This is a genomic window from Pseudomonas sp. XWY-1 (assembly GCF_002953115.1).
Taxonomy (GTDB): domain Bacteria; phylum Pseudomonadota; class Gammaproteobacteria; order Pseudomonadales; family Pseudomonadaceae; genus Aquipseudomonas; species Aquipseudomonas alloputida.
Genome location: NZ_CP026332.1, coordinates 1,951,355 through 1,973,743 on the forward strand (window position 1 = coordinate 1,951,355; position 22,389 = coordinate 1,973,743).

The window sequence follows — 22,389 nt, forward strand, 5'->3', positions numbered from 1 at the left end:
CTCAGTTCAGTTCTGCCAGGCACTGCTCGAGGATATCCAGCCCTTCCTCGAGCACCTCGGCCTCGATGGTCAGCGGTGCCAGCAGGCGAATGATGTGCCGCGCCTTGCCGCTGGGCATCAGCAGCAGGCCCTTGGCGCGGGCTGCTTCCATCACCTTGGCCAGTTGTGCCGGTGCCGGGCTGCCATCGGCATTGGCGAACTCGATCCCTCGCATGGCGCCCACGCCGGTCAGGCGGCCGATGTACGGGCTCAGGCCCGAAGCCTTCCAGCGCTCATAACGGCTGACGATGGCCTGTTCCTGCCGTTCACCCCAGGTTGCAAGGTTTTCGTCGGTCATCTGCGCCAGGCTGGCCAAGGCCGCCGCACAGGCAATCGGGTTGCCCGAATAGGTGCCACCCAGGCCGCCCTTGGGCAGCGCCGCCATCAATTCCTTGCGCCCGACCACTGCACCCAGCGGCATACCGCCAGCGATGCTTTTGGCCAGCAGCAGCAGGTCGGGCTCGATACCCAGGCGCGGAAACGCGAAGCGCTGGCCGGTGCGGCCGAAGCCCGACTGGATCTCGTCGATGATGATCAGGATGCCACGCTCGTCGCAGAAGCGGCGCAGGGCCTGGGCGAAGGCCGGGTCCAGGGCAAGGAAGCCGCCTTCACCCTGCACGGGCTCGAAGATGAACGCCGCGACGTCCTCCACGGCCAGCTCGACGCTGAACAGGCGGTCCATGGCCTTGAGCGCCTGCTCGCAGGTAACTCCGGTATCCGCGCTGGGGTAGGGCAGGTGATACACCGGCCCGGGCAGTTCGCCGACCCGCTGCTTGTAGGGGGCGACCTTGCCATTGAGGTTCAGGGTGGCCAGGGTGCGGCCATGGAAGCCGCCGTCGAACGCGATGATGGCCCGTTTGCCGGTGGCGCCGCGGGCTACTTTCAGGGCGTTCTCCGCCGCTTCCGCGCCGCTGTTGGTGAGCATGCCGGCCAGTGGGTAGCTGACTGGCACAAACTGGCTCAGTTGCTCCATCAGGGCCAGGTAAGGGCCGTGAGGGGCCGCGTTGAAGGCGTAGTGGGTCAGGCGGGTGGCCTGAGCCTGGATGGCCTCGACCACAGCGGGGTTGCAGTGGCCCAGGTTGAGCACGCCGATACCGCCGACGAAGTCGATGTAACGTTTGCCGTCAGTGTCCCAGACTTCGGCATTACGGCCATGGGAAAGTGTGATCGGGTGAACGATGGCAATGGATTGGCTGATACTTTCCTGGTTCATGGGGCACGCGGACCTTGTTCGAGTTTCTTATTATCCAAGCGTGTCGGCGGGTTATTCCGCAAACGAATTATTCGATTGCGGTCATTCCATGGATTCGTGATCTGGGCGGTTTTTTGGGTTGGCTGTGCCGGCCTCTTCGCGGGCAAGCCCGCTCCTACCAGAGGCCGGGGCAGGTCAAATCAATCGCCTTCAGCCACCCGCTCCCGGATCCACTGCACAAAGGCCCTGATCTTGGGCACTTCGGCCGCATGCTCGGCATGCGCAATGAAGTGCCTCCCGTTGCTTGCCACAGGGTGGTCCCAGGCCACCACCAGCTTGCCTTCGCTCAGCTCTTCGGCCACCAGATAGCGGGGAATCAGGGCTATGCCGCAGCCGGAGATGGCCGCGCGGATACACAGGTAGAACGTGTCGAAGCGCGGCCCGTGGTAGCTGTTCTGGCTATGTAACCCAAGCCCCAGGAACCACTCATGCCAGGCCTCCGGCCGCGACACGCATTGCAACAGGCGGTGCTCAGTCAGCGCCTGGGCGCTGTCGAAACGGTGGCTGGCCAGCAGCTGCGGGCTGCACACCGGCACCACTTCTTCGCTGAACAACTCGATGCAAGTCGCCCCGGGCCAGGTGCCCTGGCCGAAGAAAAAGGCGACGTCCGCCTTGGCCTGTACCAGGTCGAATGGCTCCAGCTCGTTGCGCACATCCAGGTGAATGCGTGGGTAGCGGTCACCAAAACCCTTGAGCCGGGGCACCAGCCAGCGGGCGCCGAAGGTCGGCTGGGTGGCGATGCGCAGCACTTCGGTTTCGTCGCCGTAACTGAGGATGTAGCGACTGGATATGTCGATCTGGGTGAGGATCTTGTTCACTTCGGTGAGGTACAGCGCGCCGGCCGGGGTCAGGTGCAGGCGCCGGCGAATGCGCTGGAACAGCGAGTGCGAGAGCATGTCCTCAAGCTGCGCGACCTGCTTGCTGACGGCGCTCTGGGTCAGGTGCAGTTCCTGGGCCGCGCGGGTGAAGCTGAGGTGGCGAGCGGCCGCTTCGAAGCACTGAAGGGCGGTGGTCGAAGGCATCAGGCGTTTGGACATGACGGGCGAATACCGAGCAAAAAAGGAAGGAGTTCATTCCATAAAGGAATTATGTGGTTCGAAAAGGTCGTTTGTTGACCCCGGCCTATAGATTAATACTGACCTGGATCAACGATTACAACCGGTCATGCGAAGAGGAGGTCAATACCCGCTTCGGTCATCTGCAAAACAACAACAACACACATCAGAAATTTATAAGAATTCTGCTCAGACCTTCAGCCGCTTTGCTGCGGCCGACCCATTCGAGGGTTCTTCATGGCTTCGCAAGACAACAAGAAACAGCGCTCACTGCAGCACGGCCTGACTTCCCGTCAGGTTTCCATGATCTCCATTGCCGGCATCATCGGCGCCGGGCTGTTCATCGGGTCCTCCAACGCCATTGCCACCGCCGGCCCGGCCATCCTCATCTCCTACGCCATGACTGGCCTGCTGGTCTTGCTGGTGATGCGCATGCTGGGTGAAATGGCCATCGCAAACCCCAACAGCGGCTCTTTTTCCACCTACGCCTCGGAGGCCATCGGGCCTTGGGCGGGCTTTACCATTGGCTGGTTGTACTGGTGGTTCTGGGTGTTGATCATTCCGGTGGAAGCCATTGCCGGTGCTGACATCCTGCATGCCTACTTCCCTGGCGTGCCGTCCTGGCTGTTCGCTTTCCTGATCATGCTGGTGCTGTCGGGCACCAACCTGGTCAGCGTGAAGAACTTCGGTGCCTTCGAGTACTGGTTCGCGCTGGTCAAGGTGGTCGCGATCATTGGCTTCATCGGGGTCTGCACCTTGGCGGTGTTCGGCTTCTGGCCGCTGGCAGAGGTATCCGGGGTGAGCCGGCTGTGGGACAGCGGTGGTTTCATGCCCAATGGGTTCGGGACGGTGCTTGGGGGCGTGCTGATCACCATCTTCTCGTTCTTCGGTGCCGAAATTGTCACCATCGCGGCTGACGAGACCGCCAACCCGAAAGACAAGATTCGCCGCGCCACCAACCTGGTGGTGTACCGCATCGCCATCTTCTACCTGGCGTCGATCTTCCTGGTGGTGTCGCTGGTGGCCTGGAACGACCCCGGGCTCAAAGCGGTAGGGTCGTTCCAGCGTGTACTGGAAGTACTGAACGTGCCGGGCGCCAAGTTGCTGGTTGACCTGGTGGTGCTGGTGGCGGTGACAAGTTGCATGAACTCGGGGCTCTACACGGCATCGCGCATGCTCTATTCGCTGGGCGCGCGTGGTCAGGCGCTGAGCGTGACCAAGCGCATCTCCGGTTCCGGCGTGCCGACCGTGGCAGTGATCTTCTCCACCCTGGCGGGCTTCGCTGGCTGCTTCGTCAACTATGTGTTCCCGGGCAAGGTGTTTGGCTTCCTGCTGTCGACCACCGGCGCCATCGCCTTGCTGGTGTACCTGGTCATCGCCGTGTCGCAACTGCGCATGCGTGCCCGTGCCGAGCGTGAAGGGCGTCCGCTGGAACTGAAGATGTGGCTGTTCCCATGGCTGACCTGGCTGGTGATCGGCACCATCGTCATGGTGCTGGGCTACATGCTGTTCAGCGATGCCTACCGCTACGAAACGCTGATGACTGCCGGGGTGACCGCGTTCATCCTGCTGGTTTCGCTGACCCAGCGGCGTGCGAAGATGGTTGCCCAGACGGCCTGATGTTTCTGCTTTAATGGGGGCGTTGCGCGCCCCCATTCCAACAAGCACAGGAAGCGTATGACTGATCACACACTTTCCCTTCAAGCCCTCGCGGCCCCTGAGGGTACTTGCTATGGCTGCGGCTGTTCCCACCCCAGCGGCCTGCACCTGCAAAGCCACTGGGACGCCGACGGTGTTCACCTGGTGTGCCGGCACTCGCCCGACAGCACCTTCATTGGCTGGCCTGGCTTGGTTTATGGTGGCCTGCTGGCGATGCTGGTCGACTGCCACTCCAACTGGACGGCGATGGCCTACCACTACCGTAACGAAGGCCGAGAGCCGGGCAGCCTGCCGCGTATCGATTGCGTTACCGGCACGCTCAACCTGACCTACCTGAAACCTACGCCGATGGGCGTCGAGCTGTTGCTCAAGGCGCGTGTCGAAGGCGAAGTGGGGCGCAAGAGCCGGGTAATCTGCGAAGTCTGGGCAGAGGATGTACTGACTGTGACCGCCGACTCCGTGTTTGTCCGCGTCGATACCGAAAAGCTCAAGCTCAAGGCCCACGGCCAGGCCTGAGCTGCCAACGCTGATGAGTGGTCGGTGATGGTCAGCGGCTGGGGATGTCTCTAGAGTGACAGGTTCATTCCCTTGGCAAGGTTGATCATGACCGAACTCAGTGCTTTCCCCATTACCCGCAAATGGCCCGCCAAACATCCCGAACGCCTGCAGTTGTACTCGTTGCCGACGCCCAACGGGGTGAAGGTGTCGATCATGCTCGAAGAGATCGGCTTGGCTTACGAGGCGCACAAGGTCAGCTTCGACAATGACGACCAATTGAGCCCCGAGTTCATCTCGCTCAGCGCGAACAACAAGATCCCCGCCATCCTCGACCCGAACGGGCCGGGCGGTCAGCCGCTGGCGCTGTTCGAATCGGGGGCGATCTTGCAGTACCTGGCGGAGAAGAGCGGCCAGCTGCTCAGCCAGGACCCCGCCCAGCGCTACCAGACCCTGCAGTGGCTGATGTTCCAGATGGGCGGCATCGGGCCGATGTTCGGCCAGGTCGGGTTCTTCCATTTCTTTGCTGGCAAGGAATATGAAGACAAGCGCCCGCGCGACCGCTATGTCAACGAGTCCAAGCGGCTGCTGGGCGTGCTGGATCGGCATTTGAAAGGTCGGCAGTGGATGGCTGAGGAATACAGCATCGCCGACATCGCCATCTTCCCTTGGGTGCGTAACCTGGTGGAGCGCTACAACGCCCGTGACCTGGTGGGCTTCGACCAGTTCAAGGAAGTGCAGCGCGTACTGGCGAATTTCCTGGAACGGCCAGCCGTGCAGCGTGGCCTGAAAATCCCGGGCTGATCAACCTGTGCGGGGACAACAGCCTTGCGCAAACTTCGAAACGCCTGCCGGTCGCCCGTAGGAGCGGGTTCACCCGCGAAAGGGCCGGGCCTGTTGGCCAATCTCCACCCGCCGTTCACGGTTGCCGCGGCTACCGTATTCGCGGGTAAACCCGCTCCTACGCAGATCGGTGGTGGACACGCATCTAGGGTCGGACTCAGGTCGCCCGTAGGAGCGGGTTTACCCGCGAAAGGCCGGGCCTGCTGGCAATCTCCACCCCGTCGTTCACGTTTGTCGCCGCTACCGTATTCGCGGGTAAACCCGCTCCTACGCAGATCGGTGGTGGACACGCATCTAGGGTCGGACTCAGGTCGTCGTAGGAGCGGGTTCACCCGCGAAAGGGCCGGGCCTGCTTGGCCAATCTCCACCGCCGTTCACGGTTGCCGCGGCTACCGTATTCGCGGGTAAACCCGCTCCTACGCAGATCGGTGGTGGACACGCACTGGGGTCGGACTCAGGTCGCCCGTAGGAGCGGGTTTACCCGCGAAAGGGCCGGGCCTGCTGGCCAATCTCCACCCGCCGTTCACGTTGCCGCGGCTACCGTCTTCGCGGTAAACCCGCTCCTACGCAGATCGGTGGTGGACACGCATCTGGGTCGGACTCAGGTCGCCCGTAGGAGCGGGTTCACCCGCGAAAGGGCCGGACCTGCTGGCCAATCTCCACCCGCCGTTCACGGTTGCCGCGGCTACCGTATTTCGCGGGTAAACCCGCTCCTACGCAGATCGGTGGTGGACACGCATCTAGGGTCGGACTCAGGCCGCCCGTAGGAGCGGGTTTACCCGCGAAAGGGCCGGGCCTGCTGGCCAATCTCCACCTGCCATTCACCGTTGGCCGCCGCTCCCGTATTCGCGGGTAAACCCGCTCCTACGCAGATCGGTGGTGGACACGCCATCTAGGGTCGGACTCAGGTCGTCGTAGGAGCGGGTTCACCCGCGGAAGGGCCGGGCCCTGCTGGCCAATCCTCCACCCGCCGTTCACGGTTGCCGCGGCTACCCGTATTCGCGGGTAAACCCGCTCCTACGCAGATCGGTGGTGGACACGCATCTGGGGTCGGACTCAGGCCGCCCGTAGAGCGGGTTTACCCGCGAAAGGGCCGGGCCTGCTGGCCAATCTCCACCCGCCGTTCACGGTTGCCGCGGCTACCGTATTCGTGGGTAAACCCGCTCCTACCAAGGTGGTGGACACATGCCGGAGATTGGGCGAGTCCATCGATTACACCCGACGGCGTACGGGTTCAGAAGATGTGGTTCAGCAGCCAGTACAGGCCGCCAGCCAATAGCATTGCCGCTGGCAGGGTCAGCACCCAGGCCATCAGCAGATTGAACAAAGTGCGTTTCTGAATCCCCGACCCATTGGCGACCATGGCGCCGGCCACCCCCGAACTCAGCACATGCGTGGTCGACACCGGCAGCCCGAACATATCCGCCGCGCCAATGGTGCACATCGCCACCACTTCGGCCGATGCGCCTTGGGCATAGCTGAGGTGGGTCTTGCCGATCTTCTCGCCAACCGTGACCACAATACGTCGCCAGCCAACCATGGTCCCCAGCCCCAGCGCGATGGCTACAGCCACCTTCACCCACAACGGAATATAGCGGGTGGCGTCGTCCAGCTGGGCCTTGAACAACTGCACTTGGCTGCGTGTGTCGGCATCGAATGTCACCAGGTGGTTTTTCTCCATGAGGCGGATGGCTTCACTGGTCAGGTACATGTCATTGCGCACGTTGGCCATGGCTTCAGCCGGTATGCGCTTGAGCGAGCCATAGCCTTTGACCTCTTCGCCGATCATCCCGGTCAGCGCCGCCAATGCCGGTACCAGGTGCGGGCTGGCCTTGGGCTCGGCAATGAACAGGGTCAGTACCTGGCGCGGGTCAGCCGGGGCCGCTTGCGGGTCGCTGCGTACCAGTGCCTGGCGGGTCACCTCGGCGACAGCGGAAAACTGCAGGGCCTGCCCGTTGGGCATGGTCTTGTTCAGCGCATAAGCCATCGGCAGGGTGCCGACCAGAATCAGCATGATCAGGCCCATGCCTTTCTGGCCATCGTTGGAGCCGTGGGCAAAAGAGACCCCGGTGCAGGTCAGAATCAGTAGGCTGCGGATCCACCACGGTGGAGGTGTCTGGCCTTCCGGTGCCTGGTACAGCGCCTTGCGTTTGACCAGCGCGCGCAGGGCCAGCAGCAATAGGGCTGCGCAAGCAAAACCAATCAGCGGTGAGAACAGCAGGGCATAACCCACCTTGCTGGCCTGGGCCCAGTCCACGCCGCTGGTGCCGTCACGCCCATGCATCAGCGCATTGGCCACGCCCACGCCTATGATCGAGCCGATCAGGGTGTGCGAGGACGATGCCGGCAGGCCCAGCCACCAAGTGCCAAGGTTCCAGATGATCGCCGCCAGCAGCAGGGCGAAGACCATGGCGAAGCCGGCCGAAGAACCCACCTGTAGAATCAGTTCTACCGGTAGTAATGCGATGATGCCGAAGGCCACCGCGCCACTGGAAAAAAGCACGCCCAGGAAGTTGCACAGCCCAGACCACACCACTGCGACCGGCGCCGGCAACGAATGGGTGTATATCACGGTGGCTACCGCGTTGGCGGTGTCGTGGAAGCCGTTGACGAACTCGAAGCCCAGGGCAATCAGCAGCGCCAGGCCCAGCAGAAGGAACGGTGTGGCCGTGGTGATGACCGTACCGCTTGCGGTCACATCCTGCTTGAGGCTCCAGGCGGTGTAGGCGATACCCGCCAGCAGCAGGCTGAAGAACAACGTTAAGGTGGCACGCCCAGGCTTGTGGGAGAGCTGCGGGCGGGCGTCGTGTTGGGCCAGTAGTGGGCTGCTGGCCACTGACGGGGTTGCCATGGGGGCTCCGGTTGGCGTTGGGCGATGATGCCGAAGGCCTTGAGCATAGAAACAATTCGTAACCCGGCCGTGACCTCGGTCAATGAATTATCTAGGCTCAAGACAGACGGTAATGGCAGGAGACGCCCATGATTCGCTGCAAGCGTGTCTATGATGCGGTTGGAGATGAAGATGGCCAGCGTGTACTGGTCGACCGGCTGTGGCCGCGCAACAAACGCAAGGAAGACCTCCATGGTCAGTGGTTGCGCGAAGTGGCACCTTCGAATGAATTGCGTAAGGCGTTCCACCAGGGGGACGTGGATTTCGCCGGTTTTACCCAGCGTTACCAGCAAGCGCTGGCGGCCCACCCCGAACACTGGTATCCGCTGCTGGACATGGCCAGGAAGGGGACGCTGACATTGCTGTATGCCGGCAAGGACAGCGAGCACAACAATGCCCGGGTGCTGGCCGACTGGTTGGAAAACGAACTGGACAGGAGTGGCCCTGGCAGTTCGCCAGTTTGTTATGCCCAATGAGTGCGATGCGATGCCCTTACAGTTGATTCCCGCCCAAGACATCCACTGCACCTTCGCCCGCGACCTTACGCGCCGCGCCATGTTGCCCTACTACCGTGAATTCGACCTGCTGTGGATCGAGGACGCCTTCGATGCGGCCTGGGGCTGGCGCGAGCAGTGGCTGGTGATAGAAGGCGACACGCTGTTGGGTTTTTGCAGCCTCAGCCAGGACCGCCAGGCGCTGTTCATCCGCGAGTTGCACCTGTTGCCTGAGCACCGTGGGCGAGGGGTCGGTAGCTGGGTGCTGGAAGAACTGGCGCTGTGGGCCAGGCAGCGGCGCCTTCCCCTGTTGCGGCTGATGGTGTTTCGCAGCAACCCGGCCCGCCTGCTGTACCAGCGTCATGGCTTCGTCGAAATGGGTGAAGACGAATGCTTTGTACGGATGCAGCGAGATATCAACATAGTAGCTAAATGATGGCTTGTCGCGACCGCAGAGCATGGGCATAGTGGATCCACACCTTTACGGCTGCCTGCAGGCGGGCAGGCCGTACTTGAGGAGATAAGGGAAAAGGAGAAGCCCCTATGAACGGAATCGGTATGCGGCTGCGGGAAGAGCGTGAGCGGCTGGGTATGACCCAGCGTGTATTTGGCGATATCGGTGGGGTCGAGCCCAACGCTCAGGGTAAGTACGAAAGCGGTGAACGCACGCCGCGGCTAGATTACCTGGCGGCATTGGCGACCCGGGGCGTGGATGCGTTGTATGTCCTCAGCGGCCTGCGTACCCCGGCAGCGCTCGAAGGTTTGAACACGGATGAGTCCGGTTTGCTGGGGGCTTTTCGGAAATTGCGGTCGGATGATCAGGCGGCGCTCTTGCACCTTTTGGGGCGGTTGGCCAACGACGCCAAGCCCCGGCAAATAGTGCGGCCGCTTACTGTCGAACGTCAGTCGTTTCTGAAGGAAGCAATGCGTTAGGCCCACCGTGAAAAATTTTGTTAAGGTGGCGGGATCCAATCGCCCTGCTGACGAGGTGTGTGCTTGATTAGGGTCTTAGTGGTCGATGATCACGATCTGGTACGAACCGGTATTACACGGATGTTGGCCGACATCGACGGCCTGCAGGTGGTGGGTGAGGGAGACTCGGGCGAGTCGGCACTGAAGCTGGCCCGGGAGCTGAAACCGGACGTTGTGCTGATGGATGTGAAAATGCCCGGCATCGGCGGCCTGGAGGCCACCCGCAAACTGCTGCGCAGCCACCCTGACATCAAGGTAGTGGCGGTGACGGTGTGCGAGGAAGACCCGTTCCCCACACGCTTGTTGCAGGCCGGCGCTGCCGGCTACCTGACCAAGGGTGCAGGCCTTGACGAAATGGTCCAGGCCATTCGTCTGGCCTTTGCCGGCCAGCGCTATATCAGCCCGCAGATCGCCCAGCAGTTGGCGCTGAAACCGTTCCAGCCGCAGGGGTCTCCGTTCGACGCGTTGTCCGAACGGGAAATCCAGATTGCCCTGATGATCGTCGGCTGCCAGAAAGTGCAGATCATCTCCGACAAGTTGTGCCTCTCGCCCAAGACCGTCAATACTTACCGTTATCGGATCTTTGAAAAACTCTCGGTCACCAGCGACGTCGAATTGACCTTGCTGGCCGTTCGCCACGGTATGGTTGACGCAAGCCTGTAAAACCTCATGTCCCAAGTCTTTGATGCCAGCGCATTCCTGGCGACCTGCAGCGGTCGCCCGGGCGTTTACCGGATGTTCGACGGCGAAGCCCGGCTGCTTTACGTGGGCAAGGCCAAGAACCTGAAGAAGCGCTTGGCCAGCTATTTCCGCAAGACTGGCCTTGCGCCCAAGACCGCCGCACTGGTTGCGCGCATCGCCCAGGTTGAAACCACCATCACCGCCAACGAAACCGAGGCGTTGCTGCTGGAGCAGAACCTGATCAAGGAGTGGCGGCCGCCTTACAACATCCTGCTGCGCGACGATAAGTCCTACCCCTACGTGTTTCTGTCCGATGGCGAGTTCCCGCGCCTGGGCATTCACCGTGGGGCGAAAAAGGCCAAGGGCCGTTACTTTGGCCCGTACCCCAGCGCCGGGGCCATTCGCGAAAGCCTCAGCCTGCTGCAAAAGGCTTTTTCTGTGCGTCAGTGCGAAGACAGCTACTACGCCAACCGCACCCGGCCATGCCTGCAGTACCAGATAAAACGCTGCAAAGGGCCCTGCACCGACCTGGTGACTGCCGAGGAATACGCAGAAGACGTGCGCCATTCGGTGATGTTTCTGGAAGGGCGTAGCCAGCAACTGGGCAATGAGTTGAACGCCGAGATGGAAAAGGCCGCCATGGCGCTTGATTTCGAAAAAGCCGCCGAGCTGCGTGACCAGATCGCCTTGTTGCGCCGCGTGCAGGACCAACAGTACATCGAGGGCGGCAGCGGCGATGTCGACGTCATCGCCGCCTTCGTCAACCCGGGTGGTGCCTGTGTGCACCTGATCAGCGTGCGCGGCGGGCGGGTACTGGGCAGCAAGAACTTCTTCCCGCAGGTGGGCATCGAGGAGGAGGTGGCCGAGGTCATGGCCGCATTCCTGTCCCAGTACTATCTGGGCAACGCAGAGCGCGAACTGCCCGGCGAGTTGATCGTCAATGTTGTTCACGAAGATTTCAACGCCATCACCGAAGCGCTGCACACGCTGCGTGGCCGCGAACTGACCATCAGCCACCGGGTGCGTGGCACCCGCGCCCGCTGGCAGCAACTGGCCGTGACCAATGCCGAGCAGGCGCTGAATGCCCGCCTGGCCAACCGCCAGCACATGGCTGCGCGCTTCGAAGCCCTGGCCGAAGTGCTGGGCCTGGATGAAGTGCCGCAACGCCTGGAATGCTACGACATCAGCCACTCCAGTGGTGAAGCTACCGTGGCCAGTTGCGTGGTGTTCGGCCCCGAAGGGCCGATCAAGTCCGACTACCGCCGCTTCAACATCGAAGGCGTCACCGCAGGTGACGATTACGCGGCCATGCATCAGGCCCTGACCCGCCGCTATGGGCGCATCAAGGACGGCGAGGGCAAGCTGCCCGATGTGCTGCTGGTGGACGGCGGCAAGGGCCAGCTGAACATGGCCCGCGATGTGATGCAGGAGCTGGGCTTCACCGACCTCACCCTGTTGGGTGTGGCCAAGGGCGTCACACGCAAGGCGGGTTTCGAAACCCTGTACCTGAACGATGTGCATCACGAATTCACCCTCAAGGGCGATTCATCGGCGTTGCACCTGATCCAACAGATCCGCGACGAAGCCCACCGCTTCGCTATCACCGGCCACCGCGCCCGCCGTGGCAAGGCCCGTCGAGTCTCCAGCCTTGAAGATGTGGCCGGGGTAGGGCCCAAGCGCCGCCGCGACCTGCTGAAACATTTCGGCGGCCTGCAGGAGCTCAACCGCGCCAGTATCGATGAAATCGCCAAAGCCCCCGGCATCAGTAAAAAGCTTGCCGAGTCGATTTATGCCAGCCTGCATAGCGAGTAGAATGCCGGGCTCAACTTGCAGCCAGTCGTACCGATGAATATTCCAAACCTGCTCACCGTTCTACGCGTCCTGCTCATTCCGTGCTTCATTCTGCTGTTCTACATGCCCTATCAGTGGAGTTACATGGCCGCCAGCAGCGTATTCGCCGTTGCCGCCGCCACCGATTGGCTGGACGGCTACCTGGCGCGTCGACTGCAGCAGAGCACGCCGTTCGGCGCCTTCCTCGACCCGGTGGCCGACAAGCTGATGGTGGCAGTGGCCCTGGTGCTGCTGGTGCAGACCCACGCCAACTTCTGGCTGACCCTGCCCGCCGCGGTGATCATCGGCCGCGAGATCGTGGTGTCTGCGCTGCGCGAGTGGATGGCTGAGCTAGGGGCGCGGGCGCATGTGGCGGTGTCCAACCTCGGTAAGTGGAAGACTGCGGCGCAGATGCTGGCGCTGGTGATCCTGCTGGGCAACCCGCCGGTGGTGACCTTCTGGGTGATTCTGGGCTACGGGCTGCTCCTGGTGGCAGCGGGGCTGACGCTGTGGTCGATGGTGCACTACCTGCTGGCCGCCTGGCCGCACCTGCGCGAAGGCTCGGAAAAAAAATAAAAGTTTTTTGAATCAAGGGGTTGACGCTGTTTTAGAAATCGCTAGAATGGCACCCATCACGACGCGGGAATAGCTCAGTTGGTAGAGCACGACCTTGCCAAGGTCGGGGTCGCGAGTTCGAGTCTCGTTTCCCGCTCCAGTTATAGATCTACAGAGTTCCACGGAAGTCTGTAAGTCGTTGAAAAAAGGGCCTTCGGGCCCTTTTTTCGTTCCGGCGGAAGCCACCGAAAACCGGCAGTATCCGGACACTTTAAGTCCAGGATTGAGTCCAGAATTGGAAATCGCCCAATTCGCTTTTCCGGTAGAGCTAGGTGGAGTACGAGACGAGCATTTGGCCTCTGACAGGTTCAGGAGGTCACTATGGCACTCTCGGAGATGGGGATTCGGCATGCCCGAGTCACCGGCAAGGACTACACGCTCGCTGATAGCGACGGCTTGTTCCTCAACGTCACGGCGCAGGGCGGGAAGATCTGGCATTTCCGCTACTACTGGGCCGGCCGGCAGAAGCGCATGTCGTTTGGCAGCTACCCTCAGGTCGGCCTTCGCGATGCGCGTACACGGCGCGATGAAGCGCGAGCGCTGATTGCTCAAGGCACCAATCCCTGTGAGCAACGCAAGCAGCAACGCCAAGCAATTCGTCTCTCCAGTGATCATGCCTTCGAGACCGTATTCAATCAGTGGATCGCCTTCCGCCGCTTGAGTCTCAAAGAGGGGCGACAGAGCACGTTGTCACAGATGCTGCGCATCTTCGCCAAAGATATACTGCCCCACATCGGCGACCGGTCAATCCATGACATCACCCGACATGTGCTCATGGAGGTGCTGGATCGTATCGAGTCTCGCGGTGCATTTACCACGGCGGAAAAGTGCAGGACCTGGCTGAATCAGCTGTTTCGTTATGCGCTGGTGCGCATCGCTGGCCTGGAGCACAACCCTGCGTCCGATCTGGACGTTGTGGCGATGCCGAAGCCTCCAGTGGAGCATAATCCTTTCCTGCGAATGGCTGAGCTGCCCCCGCTGTTAAGCAAACTCCGCACTTATCACGGCGGTCAGCAGACCCTATTGGGAATTTGGCTTCTGTTACTCACTGGTGTCCGTACTGGTGAGCTGCGTTTGGCGACGCCTGATCAATTCGACTTGGAGCGTGGGCTGTGGATCATTCCGCCGGAGGTGGTCAAGCAGTTGCAGCTCAAGATGCGCAAGAGCCGTAGCAGCGTCTCCAAGGTGCCGCCATACATCGTTCCGTTGTCAGTCCAGGCGATCGAAGTGGTGAATCTGCTGCTTGAGCGTGTAGTGCCCGCGCAGCGGCATTTGCTTACCCATCGAAGCGACTTGAGCAAACGCATCAGCGAGAATACTTTGAATAATGCGCTGCGGCGTATGGGCTTTGCTGACAGACTCACCGGGCACGGCATGCGAGCTACCATCTCAACGGCCCTCAACGAGATCGGCTACCCGAAAGCATGGGTTGACGCACAACTGTCACACGCCGACCCCGACAAAGTCAGCGCTTCCTACAACCACGCCGAGTACGTTGAGCAGCGCCGGGCAATGATGCAGGACTGGGCGAATCGACTTGATCTCTGCGCCCAAGGGCATGTACAGGCAGCAAGTGCACCTCTAACGATACGCCTGGAAGGCACGGCATCCCTTCCGGCGCGGCCTGACGCCACACAGTTTGTAGTTCCACTGCACAATGTGCTCCCACAACCTGAGCCGAAAGCGGCGCGGTATGTTGCCAAATTGTATAGGCAGTCGGCTGTCCAGTCGCGGCCCGAGATTGGCGGCAGCGAAGTCTCTGACATCCAAAAAGAGCGCGCTGAGATGCTTGCCGCATTTGAAGCGCCAGGTAATCTTCCACTCCCCACGTTTGCTCGGTTGGCAGGCAAATCTCGAGATCAGCTCAACCGGGATATCAAGGCTCGGAGGTTGCTCTCAGTCAGTCTTGGGAATCGAGGGCAGCGGATTCCGGAATGGCAGCTTGATCCGTTGAAGCTCAAGCTGGTGCTTTCAGTATTCGAAGCACTCCCAGCAATAGAAACCTGGGATGTCTATCGCATGCTGAGCAACCCTAATGGAAAGCTGCGCGGAAATGCTCCGTGCAATGCTGTTACTCATGATAATTTTGAAGAGCTAGTGAGCCTTCTGACTTCCATGCGCTAGGCGCGAAAATCGCCGCAAAGGGTCGATAAGTGGTCTGTCGGGAATGGCAGCTTTCGACCCAAAGTGGTCATTCACGAGGGGCAACTATCGGCCAGAAGCGGCTTCTACGGAATACCTGAAACCGACCCTGAGCGTTCATTTGCGGAGGGCAGCAATTGGCGAGATACCGCCTTTCGAGTTGTAATTGCCGACATCTGTCTTGCGGCGACAGGGCACGTTTTGCAATCTCCTTGACGCTTTCAGCAGCCACAGCGGTCGTAGCGCGGAGTGCAGCGCCGGTGGCGCCATCTGCCACCTCTGCTTTCGCAGCCTCCTTGACAGAAATTTGACCGTTGCCCATCTTCGCCAAGCTGGTTACTGCACTGATCGTCGTACTGACGGCAAGGCCTGACTCTGCGGCGTTGGTCGCTGCCGATTTCAAGGTATCCACGGCGATCGTGCGGGTGATGCTGGGCATGTCGCCCGATGCCAATTTCTGCGCTTGCTCGTGAGTGGCCGCCTGGCTCTCGTGCCCGGCCGCTTTCAGCTTGTTCGTTACCTTGGCGGCTGCTTACTGGCGATTTACACCCAGCTCGTGCATACGGGGGTTGTGCGACGTCGCCTTTGCCTTGGTTGACTTGGAAAGCATGTTGCGAACGGCCGGCGCTTGGTTGTTGGGCACGATGCGCTGGGTGCCTGCGTACTTCGGCTTGGCGCTGGAGGTCGCGCTGCCACAGCATTTAGCCTGGGCCTCGGCGACGATCTTATCGCCCCGTACGACGCGGATGTCGACGCGCTGATCGCCCGCAAAGCCGCCGGTCAATGCTGTCGTCTTGAGATCGCCGGCCTTGCGCGCCGCCGCGTTGAACGTGCCAGCGTGCACCTCTTCGAAGATGAAGCCAGCGCGGTTGTCCAGCGACATCGCTGCCTTGCTTGCGTTGATGGCCTCGATGCGGCCGGTCAGCTTCTTCAGTTCGGCAATGTCGGCCTGGCCGTTCGCTCCCAGGCGTTGCGCCAGATGCGCGGTTTCAGCGCCCTGAGGGAGGCACTTCTTTTGGCGGTTCTTGGTGTCCATGATTTCTGTTGGTGGGTTTGTTCAGTGGCGGTTGATGCGGGTGTGGCGGTGGCCACAAGTGATCACGCGGCCGTCGATGGCGCTTTGCACGACATAGACGTTCATCTGATTGCTGTAGCGCTTCACGAACTCACGCCCCTTGTCCTGCTCGATTGCTTTGCGGCTGCGGCGGTCCAGATATTTCGTGACGCCGCCCCGGTTGTCGTATTCGCGGCTGCCGTATGTCAGAACCAGTTCGACGATGACGGATGGAATGCCGCGCTGTTGCTGCCGAAGCTTTCCGTGGTGGGTGATGTTCATCTGCACGCCTCATTTCAGATAGTGGTGTCCAACCTATAGAAAAATACGTGCCAGAAAATTTAATCAATAAAATCAGTGGCTTGGAGATTATTAGTGGACCGCGTCAGTTGTTTTAAGAAAAAAACAGCTAATTTCGAGAAAATTTATGCTCAACTGGGGGTTCGAGAGGAAATACACTCGAGTCTGGCTTAAAAATTCCCGAGCTCTGACGATTTCGTACGTAAGCTATTGATTTTTCGATTAAAATTTCATGGCGCACCGATTGCTCATTGATGCCTACCGCACATCTGAAGGAAAGCGATTCCGGTTATGTTGATTCAACGCATTGCTCGGCTGGCAGAGCGCCTGGAACTCCACCTGCCCCGTATTGCCGGCCAGACACGGCTCGGCCTGTCCGGCACGTTGCGCGTGCACGACACCATTCCCCTCAACTGCTCTGACAAGCTGCCTCAGCTCATCCAGAAAATAGATCCGGCGCTGGATTTCGCCGCTGTCGTGGAGGAGTTCAACCACCGCGATGTCTGGACCTGGTTCCAGGTCAAAGGCCCCGACGGCAAATTCAAGGCGCCGGACCTTGGCGAACCCGCCAGTCCCGTGCTGATCCAGGCCAGCGAAGGCCGGTTGCCCGAGGACAATTTCTGCGTGGTGCTCGCCACCAGCCGCATCGCGTTTGCCTGCAGCCCCGCGCGCGATGGCCTGAGCCTGCGCGTTTTCTCCGCCTTCCGCCTGAGACCGCCGCCGGTTGCGCGCCTACTGGTGGCCCGCTTCGGTGCCGGTAATCGGCATGGTTTTGATCTTGCCGGCTTTTGCCGGATGGTGGCGGCGCAGACCCGTTTGCGGGCCTGCATCAATCCGCGCGATGCTGAGCGCGAGTCCGAGAAGGACGGCATCTTCATCAGCAATGTGCGCCGCTACTTAGAAGCGCTGCGCAACCACGCCGAATCATCAGCGCCGCGCGCAAGCTACACGCTGGTCGACCGTGCGCCGGTCAGACTGCGCAAACTGGAGGCGGACGAGTGGCCGCGTGCCTTTATCCGTCCGGGCACCCGGATTGAGGTCCCAACTAGCAAGGGCAGAGTGCGCACGCTCACCTTCGACGACATCTCCGATGACGGCGAAGTGCTGACGACCACCTTCGTCGACAACGGCGAAGAGTTGCTGGCGCAAGGTGAATTGCGCGTCAAGCCCGGCGACGATGCCTTCAAGCGCATGCGCGAAGCGCTCGATGCCATGGCCATGGGCACGGATGAAGCCTATGGCCGCCTGCTGGAAGCGCTCACGCGCCCCAACGGGCTCCAGCACGTGCCGCAGCCCAGCCTGCCTCCCGGCGACGCGCAGACGGTGCGCCAACTGCAGGCCCGGGAGCTGGCGCTGAAGACGCCCGACATCGCCCTCATCCAGGGGCCGCCGGGCACCGGCAAAACCACCGTCATCTGCGGCATCGTCGAGGAGCTCGTCAAGGCCGGTAAGCGCATCCTACTGGTGGCGCCGACCCACGTGGCGCTGGACAATGTGCTGGAGCGCGTGGGTGCCCGCCCCGGCGTCACCGCGATCCGGCTGGGCTCCGAGAAAAACGTCGAAGCACAAGCCCACCGCTTCCTGCTGGGCAACCGTTGCCGCGACCTGGCAGGCCAGTTGTCGAAAGAGATCCGCGACGCAGCAGGCGACGACGAACTGGCCCAGGATCCCGTGGCCCGGGTGCAGCGCGAGTGGGCCAAGCGCATCAAGGACGACGATGCAATCGGCGCCATGCTGCTGCTCAACGCCAACCTGCTGTGCGCGACCCCCATCGGTATCGCCATGGCGCCCGAGTTCCGTGACGTGGAGGCGGTGTTCGACGTCATGATCATGGACGAGGCCAGCAAGGCGACCATCACTGATTTCCTCGTCCCGGCGGCGCGCGCGCGCAAGTGGATATTGGTTGGCGACCATCGCCAACTGCCCCCGTACGTCGACCTCGGCGAGCTCGAAGCGGTGGCCTCGGAACGCGCGAAGCGAGCCGGTTTCACTGAGCCCAAACCCGAGTGGATACGAGAAGTGAGCAGCCAACTGCGGCAGCACTTCGACAACCGCATGCACCCCGATCCCGAACGCCTGGAAAAAGCTTGGCGGCAACTGGTGGAGGCGCTGTGCGACCCCTTCGGCATCGACGACGCGCAGCGCGATGAACTGGTGCTGCTCGGCGCCAATCCGGAAAAGTGGCGCAACCAGCCTAAGCGCAACGATGCATCCGGCCCCGATCACGGCCAGTGGAACGCCGCGCTGCGCCTTGGCGCCGAGATGCTGGAACTGCAGAAGCTGGCGCTGCCCAGCGTGTTCGAGCATCTGACCAAGTTACCGGACAGCCGGGTCGTCAAGCTCAACTACCAGCACCGCATGGCGCCGGCGCTCGCGGAGTTTTCGTCAGAGCAGGTCTACGGCCGTGACTACCCCTCGGCGCCCGACACTCATCAACTGGGCTTGGACATCCCTGGCCTGCAGGCCCCGTCGATCTGGCTGGACACCGCATACCAGCCGGGCGACAGGCGCTATGAATATCCGCGCAACACGGATTGGCAGGGTGGTAGTTACACCAATCCGCTCGAAATCGACGTGGCACTCGAACTGGTGGAAACCTGCGCCGCCTGGGCCGTCCAGAGCTGGCGCGGCGACCCGCGCGAGCATGGGCGCGGTCCCGATGCGCCGTTCGAGATCGGCGTCGTCTGCTTTTACCTGGAGCAGGCGCGCCAGATGCGCGAGGCCATCTTCCGCCGCCTGCGCAGCGGTAGCGACCCATGGCGCCGGGAATGGCGCCGCCCGGCCGCGAACCATGCGCCCATCGACATCCACGTCAGCATCGTCGACCGCTTCCAGGGGCGCGAAAAAGACCTGGTCATCCTGTGCACCACGCGCAGCAATCCGAAGGGCCGCCGCGGCCATGTCGACAACCTCAACCGCCTGAACGTGGCGGTCACGCGCGCGCGCCACAAGCGCATCGTGATCGGCGACTCCACCACGCTGGCCGGCCAGGAGGGCGGCCGCCGACGCGATCCCGGCGACCTGCTGGTGCAGCTGTACGAGGGCTGCGAGCAGAAGAAGAAATGGGGCCGCGCCCTGGGAGGCCAGCCATGAGCGCGCCTGACCTTCAAGCAATTGCGGCGGCGCTGTACCAGGCCGGCGTCAAGGACAACCCCACAGCGATCTTGGCGCGGGAGCTGGAGCTATTCGAAGTCGAGTTCGCGGCGCTGGAATGCATGCAGGAGAGTGAGCTCCGCTCGGCGGACTGGGCAGTGCTTGCGCTGGCGAGTGCGCTGGGGCGAATCTCGCCGGTGCTGGTCGATGAATACCTGGGCCTGGGCGACACGGTCTCGGAAGCCATCGTCCACCGCCTGCTGGGCGACCAGCTGCTGCAGCAGGACGGCGCCGAGCCGGCCCAGGCCGATGAGGGCCTGCTGTCGTTCGCCATGCATCTCCTGATGTCCAGCCTGTTTGGTACCACCTCGTCGGTGCCGCCAACGGCGTCGACGCGGGCGCGCAAGCTGCGTGCCTCGCGTGCGTCGGACTCGCCACTGTGCCGGTTGAGCGACCTGGGCCACATGGCGCTTGAACGCGGCGCCATTCCACAGCGGCGCGTGCACAAGGCCAGGCTGGTGTTCCTGGCCGAGCCGCTGCTGTTCATCAGGGTCGAAGATGACAGGCAGCAACGCCACACGGCGCGCCATCGCCAGCCATCGCTGCCGCCGCAGGAGGTGCCGCCGTCGTTGCGCACGCTGGACAGCAGCCTGTCCCTGCCGGACGACCAGCGCATGGCGGCCTGCGGCATAGGCACTGGCGTGGCCGGCCTAAGCGGCCAGCTGGTGCGTATCGTGCCGGGTTCGCAGTGGGAGGTGCGGCGCCTCAGCCGCCGCGTCGACGGACAACACCAACCGCAGACCGCGACGCTGGTGATGGCGGCGTTTCACGCCGTGCCCGACGAACTGCGCTGGCGCGCCTTCCTGCGGTACGGCGGGCAGGCGCGAGCCTGTCCACAGATCGATGCTGCCCAACTCATCGATGCCCAGGCGCGGCATCCGGCCGGACTGTTGGCGGCTGTCCACAGCGAGCTGCCGCTGCCGGCCGACACCCCGCTTCGGGGCGACGGCGCGTATGAGGTGCCCTGCGACAGCGACCAGATGATCCACATGCTCGGCGAGGTCGACCGGCCCTGCGACACCCTGCTGCGGGCGCGGCTTGATTCGTGGCACGCAGGCTTGCGCGTCCATGCGATGCCGGCTGATGGCGAGGCAGCACGCCAGGCCTTCTACGCCTTCCTGTCGCGAAGCGACGCCGCGTTGCGGCGCGACTTCGACGCCACCTGCGCGGCAGTGGCGGCCAGCCTGGCCGCCTACTGGGGCCGCGACCACGGCCTGCCGTCTGCCGACGAAGCGGCGGTGAACCTGTGGCCCCAGGTGGGGTTGCGCGCGGCGCTGTGCATGCGCCGCCTGGAGCACGACCTGGTCTCTCCCTACGCAGCCGAGGAGCAAACGGCATGACCGACGACATCAGGCCCACCCCGCCAGCGACCGGCGCACCCACGATCCAGCTGGGCCGGCAGCGCGTGCCGGGCGTGCTGTTCATGCGCGACAAGTCGCCGTCGTCGGGCGTCGGTTACCAGGTGCAGGACACGGGGCACGGGGACATCGTGCACGTCTCCACCGACGATCTCAGCCAGTCCGCGCACATCCGCGACCTGCTGATCGCGCAAATCCGGGGGGCCAGCCGCAAGGTGCTGTTCTGTAGCTTTCTGTTTGCCGACGGGGACATCGTGCAGGCCTTGTGCGAAGCGGCGGAGCGCCTGCAAGGTGGCGTATACATCCTGACGGCGCTGGGCAAGCACCTGCGGGCGGAGGTGCTGGAGCTGGACGACGAGGTCGACGCGCAGACCGCCAAACAGCGGGAACGAGCCCAGCGCCACGACGAGCACCTGCGCCGGCTGGCCCGCGCCGGCGCCTGGCTGCGCAGCGCCGAGGATTGCCACGCCAAGTTCTGCGTGGTCGACGACGCCTGCGCCATCGTCACCTCCGCCAATTCGACCAAGGAAGCCTACGAAATCAATCCGGAAGACGGGTTGGCCCTGCACCAGCCGCTGGCCGCGCGCGAGTTCGGTCGCCTGTTCGCCCACATCTGGCAGCAGTTGACCACCCTCGAATCCCTGCCCGGTGCCAACCTGGACGTGCATTCGCTGCCGGCGCGGCCCAGCCTGCCGTGGCACGCCCTGGCAAGCGACGGTGACAGCCGCGCAGTGACCACGCTGCGCAACCATGAAACCTCGCTGCTGGAGGCCGCGGTGCAAGTCATCGACCGCGCCCGCGGCCACCTGACGATCGCCACCTACAGCTTCATGGGGATGGAGGATCACCCGGTGGGGAGGGCGCTGCAGCGCGCGCTGGCGCGCGGCGTCGGCATCGACCTGCTAGTGCAGCCGCGCAACCACATCGAGGCCCAGCGGGCCAGCCTGGCCTGGCTGCTCGGGCTGGCGCCGGAGCAGGTGCGCATCCATGGCCACCGCCGCACGCACACCAAGTCCATCGTTGCGGACGATCAGGTCGTGCTGCTGTGGACCGGCAACCTGGACGCCAGGCATGGCTGGGATGAAGGCATCGAGGTTGGCGTGGTGGTGGAAGACCCGGGCGTGGCAGCGGCCGTTGGCCGGTGGACCCGCAACGTCATGCGGCGCCGCACCGACGTGGCATTGAACACGCCGTCGGTACGCCAACTGGCCGAAGCCGGCTTTCCGACGCCCTTGCCCGGCGACTGGGAGCTCTGGCTGCCGCCGAAGACGGCCACCGGGCCGCTAATGGGCTCCCTGGCACGCCATGCCGTTGAGCTGATGGAAGCGCCAGGCCAGCAACTGCTGCGCAGCGCAGACGGTCTGGTGATGCACATCAAGGTGGATGCCGCCAGGCGCCGCATCGACGTGCAGAGCCTGCAGCAGGCCAACGGCGGCGGCAACAGCGTCGCCCGCAGCAAGGGCTGGCTGGCCAACAGCACGCTGAAGATACGCGTGTCTCCGCTCCCATCCGCGCAGCAACCCGCACGCAATAAGAAAAGGCAAAGACCATGAGCCA

At 62.7% G+C, this 22,389-nt stretch carries 19 protein-coding genes and 1 tRNA gene; 14 read left to right on the plus strand and 6 right to left on the minus strand.

Annotated features, from left to right (window positions below; genetic code table 11):
- Position 1: 1 nt before the first annotated feature.
- Together PRJ_RS09195 and gcvA are read right to left on the minus strand one after the other, a co-directional pair.
- Entirely contained in the window at positions 2 to 1,252 is a 1,251-nt protein-coding gene (locus tag PRJ_RS09195) for an aspartate aminotransferase family protein (protein ID WP_104961150.1), read from the minus strand.
- Between the two features lie 179 nt (positions 1,253 to 1,431).
- Positions 1,432 to 2,328: a transcriptional regulator GcvA gene (gene gcvA / locus PRJ_RS09200; RefSeq protein ID WP_003251398.1), complete on the minus strand. Its 897-nt coding sequence runs from the start codon at positions 2,326 to 2,328 to the stop codon at positions 1,432 to 1,434.
- A 255-nt stretch (positions 2,329 to 2,583) separates the two neighbouring features.
- On the opposite strand from gcvA, the gene PRJ_RS09205 reads away from it, so the two are divergent.
- The 3 genes from PRJ_RS09205 (at position 2,584) to PRJ_RS09215 (ending at position 5,304) form a co-directional block, all read left to right on the plus strand.
- Positions 2,584 to 3,966 carry an amino acid permease gene (locus tag PRJ_RS09205; protein ID WP_010954889.1) on the plus strand — a complete coding sequence of 461 codons (1,383 nt, stop codon included), beginning with the start codon at positions 2,584 to 2,586 and terminating at the stop codon, positions 3,964 to 3,966.
- A gap of 57 nt (positions 3,967 to 4,023) precedes the next feature.
- On the plus strand, positions 4,024 to 4,521 hold the full coding sequence (locus PRJ_RS09210; RefSeq protein ID WP_003251394.1) for a PaaI family thioesterase: 498 nt from the start codon (positions 4,024 to 4,026) through the stop codon (positions 4,519 to 4,521).
- Between the two features lie 87 nt (positions 4,522 to 4,608).
- Positions 4,609 to 5,304: a glutathione S-transferase N-terminal domain-containing protein gene (locus PRJ_RS09215; RefSeq protein WP_010954888.1), complete on the plus strand. Its 696-nt coding sequence runs from the start codon at positions 4,609 to 4,611 to the stop codon at positions 5,302 to 5,304.
- 1,273 nt (positions 5,305 to 6,577) lie between these two features.
- Here PRJ_RS09215 and PRJ_RS09225 read toward each other — a convergent pair.
- Complete coding sequence (locus PRJ_RS09225) at positions 6,578 to 8,194, minus strand: inorganic phosphate transporter (protein ID WP_104961152.1); 1,617 nt, start codon at positions 8,192 to 8,194, stop codon at positions 6,578 to 6,580.
- Between the two features lie 128 nt (positions 8,195 to 8,322).
- On the opposite strand from PRJ_RS09225, the gene PRJ_RS09230 reads away from it, so the two are divergent.
- The 8 genes from PRJ_RS09230 (at position 8,323) to PRJ_RS09265 (ending at position 14,949) form a co-directional block, all read left to right on the plus strand.
- Positions 8,323 to 8,709: a DUF488 domain-containing protein gene (locus tag PRJ_RS09230; protein ID WP_104886387.1), complete on the plus strand. Its 387-nt coding sequence runs from the start codon at positions 8,323 to 8,325 to the stop codon at positions 8,707 to 8,709.
- Between the two features lie 10 nt (positions 8,710 to 8,719).
- Positions 8,720 to 9,163, plus strand: coding sequence for a GNAT family N-acetyltransferase (locus PRJ_RS09235; protein ID WP_104887834.1), 444 nt, complete (start codon positions 8,720 to 8,722; stop codon positions 9,161 to 9,163).
- A 107-nt stretch (positions 9,164 to 9,270) separates the two neighbouring features.
- Positions 9,271 to 9,660 (plus strand): helix-turn-helix domain-containing protein, encoded by a 390-nt coding sequence (locus PRJ_RS09240; RefSeq protein WP_020192472.1) that lies wholly within the window; start codon positions 9,271 to 9,273, stop codon positions 9,658 to 9,660.
- A 63-nt stretch (positions 9,661 to 9,723) separates the two neighbouring features.
- Positions 9,724 to 10,362 carry a UvrY/SirA/GacA family response regulator transcription factor gene (gene uvrY / locus PRJ_RS09245; RefSeq protein WP_003251380.1) on the plus strand — a complete coding sequence of 213 codons (639 nt, stop codon included), beginning with the start codon at positions 9,724 to 9,726 and terminating at the stop codon, positions 10,360 to 10,362.
- A 6-nt stretch (positions 10,363 to 10,368) separates the two neighbouring features.
- Entirely contained in the window at positions 10,369 to 12,192 is a 1,824-nt protein-coding gene (uvrC, locus tag PRJ_RS09250) for an excinuclease ABC subunit UvrC (RefSeq protein WP_064493178.1), read from the plus strand.
- Positions 12,193 to 12,225: 33 nt separating this feature from the next.
- The gene (pgsA, locus tag PRJ_RS09255; RefSeq protein WP_010954882.1) at positions 12,226 to 12,786 is read left to right on the plus strand and encodes a CDP-diacylglycerol--glycerol-3-phosphate 3-phosphatidyltransferase; all 561 of its coding nucleotides are present in this window, start codon (positions 12,226 to 12,228) and stop codon (positions 12,784 to 12,786) included.
- 63 nt (positions 12,787 to 12,849) lie between these two features.
- Positions 12,850 to 12,925: transfer RNA gene (locus PRJ_RS09260), tRNA-Gly, on the plus strand.
- A gap of 221 nt (positions 12,926 to 13,146) precedes the next feature.
- Entirely contained in the window at positions 13,147 to 14,949 is a 1,803-nt protein-coding gene (locus tag PRJ_RS09265; protein WP_104961153.1) for an integrase arm-type DNA-binding domain-containing protein, read from the plus strand.
- A 67-nt stretch (positions 14,950 to 15,016) separates the two neighbouring features.
- On the opposite strand, the gene PRJ_RS29820 is transcribed toward PRJ_RS09265, so the two are convergent.
- From PRJ_RS29820 to PRJ_RS09275, 3 genes are all read right to left on the minus strand, one after another.
- The gene (locus PRJ_RS29820) at positions 15,017 to 15,406 is read right to left on the minus strand and encodes a hypothetical protein (RefSeq protein WP_158682547.1); all 390 of its coding nucleotides are present in this window, start codon (positions 15,404 to 15,406) and stop codon (positions 15,017 to 15,019) included.
- Between the two features lie 93 nt (positions 15,407 to 15,499).
- A complete protein-coding gene (locus tag PRJ_RS09270) occupies positions 15,500 to 16,003 on the minus strand; it encodes a hypothetical protein (RefSeq protein WP_104961154.1) in 504 nt (167 codons plus the stop codon).
- 21 nt (positions 16,004 to 16,024) lie between these two features.
- Positions 16,025 to 16,303, minus strand: coding sequence for a hypothetical protein (locus PRJ_RS09275; protein WP_104961155.1), 279 nt, complete (start codon positions 16,301 to 16,303; stop codon positions 16,025 to 16,027).
- Positions 16,304 to 16,612: 309 nt separating this feature from the next.
- On the opposite strand from PRJ_RS09275, the gene PRJ_RS09280 reads away from it, so the two are divergent.
- From PRJ_RS09280 to PRJ_RS09290, 3 genes are read left to right on the plus strand one after another with little or no spacing between them, the layout of a single operon-like run.
- Entirely contained in the window at positions 16,613 to 19,414 is a 2,802-nt protein-coding gene (locus tag PRJ_RS09280; RefSeq protein WP_104961156.1) for an AAA domain-containing protein, read from the plus strand.
- A complete protein-coding gene (locus PRJ_RS09285; RefSeq protein WP_158682548.1) occupies positions 19,384 to 20,814 on the plus strand; it encodes a hypothetical protein in 1,431 nt (476 codons plus the stop codon). Before PRJ_RS09280 ends, PRJ_RS09285 begins: the two co-directional genes overlap by 31 nt.
- On the plus strand, positions 20,811 to 22,385 hold the full coding sequence (locus tag PRJ_RS09290) for a phosphatidylserine/phosphatidylglycerophosphate/cardiolipin synthase family protein (protein ID WP_104961158.1): 1,575 nt from the start codon (positions 20,811 to 20,813) through the stop codon (positions 22,383 to 22,385). Before PRJ_RS09285 ends, PRJ_RS09290 begins: the two co-directional genes overlap by 4 nt.
- Positions 22,386 to 22,389 lie beyond the last annotated feature (4 nt).

Bases quoted from the DNA above. Each gene is read 5' to 3' on its own strand.
- PRJ_RS09195 (WP_104961150.1), bottom strand. From the start codon at position 1,252: ATGAACCAGGAAAGTATCAGCCAATCCATTGCCATCGTTCACCCGATC.
- gcvA (WP_003251398.1), bottom strand. From the start codon at position 2,328: ATGTCCAAACGCCTGATGCCTTCGACCACCGCCCTTCAGTGCTTCGAA.
- PRJ_RS09205 (WP_010954889.1), top strand. From the start codon at position 2,584: ATGGCTTCGCAAGACAACAAGAAACAGCGCTCACTGCAGCACGGCCTG.
- PRJ_RS09210 (WP_003251394.1), top strand. From the start codon at position 4,024: ATGACTGATCACACACTTTCCCTTCAAGCCCTCGCGGCCCCTGAGGGT.
- PRJ_RS09215 (WP_010954888.1), top strand. From the start codon at position 4,609: ATGACCGAACTCAGTGCTTTCCCCATTACCCGCAAATGGCCCGCCAAA.
- PRJ_RS09225 (WP_104961152.1), bottom strand. From the start codon at position 8,194: ATGGCAACCCCGTCAGTGGCCAGCAGCCCACTACTGGCCCAACACGAC.
- PRJ_RS09230 (WP_104886387.1), top strand. From the start codon at position 8,323: ATGATTCGCTGCAAGCGTGTCTATGATGCGGTTGGAGATGAAGATGGC.
- PRJ_RS09235 (WP_104887834.1), top strand. From the start codon at position 8,720: ATGCCCTTACAGTTGATTCCCGCCCAAGACATCCACTGCACCTTCGCC.
- PRJ_RS09240 (WP_020192472.1), top strand. From the start codon at position 9,271: ATGAACGGAATCGGTATGCGGCTGCGGGAAGAGCGTGAGCGGCTGGGT.
- uvrC (WP_064493178.1), top strand. From the start codon at position 10,369: ATGTCCCAAGTCTTTGATGCCAGCGCATTCCTGGCGACCTGCAGCGGT.
- pgsA (WP_010954882.1), top strand. From the start codon at position 12,226: ATGAATATTCCAAACCTGCTCACCGTTCTACGCGTCCTGCTCATTCCG.
- PRJ_RS09265 (WP_104961153.1), top strand. From the start codon at position 13,147: ATGGCACTCTCGGAGATGGGGATTCGGCATGCCCGAGTCACCGGCAAG.
- PRJ_RS29820 (WP_158682547.1), bottom strand. From the start codon at position 15,406: ATGCCCAGCATCACCCGCACGATCGCCGTGGATACCTTGAAATCGGCA.
- PRJ_RS09270 (WP_104961154.1), bottom strand. From the start codon at position 16,003: ATGGACACCAAGAACCGCCAAAAGAAGTGCCTCCCTCAGGGCGCTGAA.
- PRJ_RS09275 (WP_104961155.1), bottom strand. From the start codon at position 16,303: ATGAACATCACCCACCACGGAAAGCTTCGGCAGCAACAGCGCGGCATT.
- PRJ_RS09280 (WP_104961156.1), top strand. From the start codon at position 16,613: ATGTTGATTCAACGCATTGCTCGGCTGGCAGAGCGCCTGGAACTCCAC.
- PRJ_RS09285 (WP_158682548.1), top strand. From the start codon at position 19,384: ATGGGGCCGCGCCCTGGGAGGCCAGCCATGAGCGCGCCTGACCTTCAA.
- PRJ_RS09290 (WP_104961158.1), top strand. From the start codon at position 20,811: ATGACCGACGACATCAGGCCCACCCCGCCAGCGACCGGCGCACCCACG.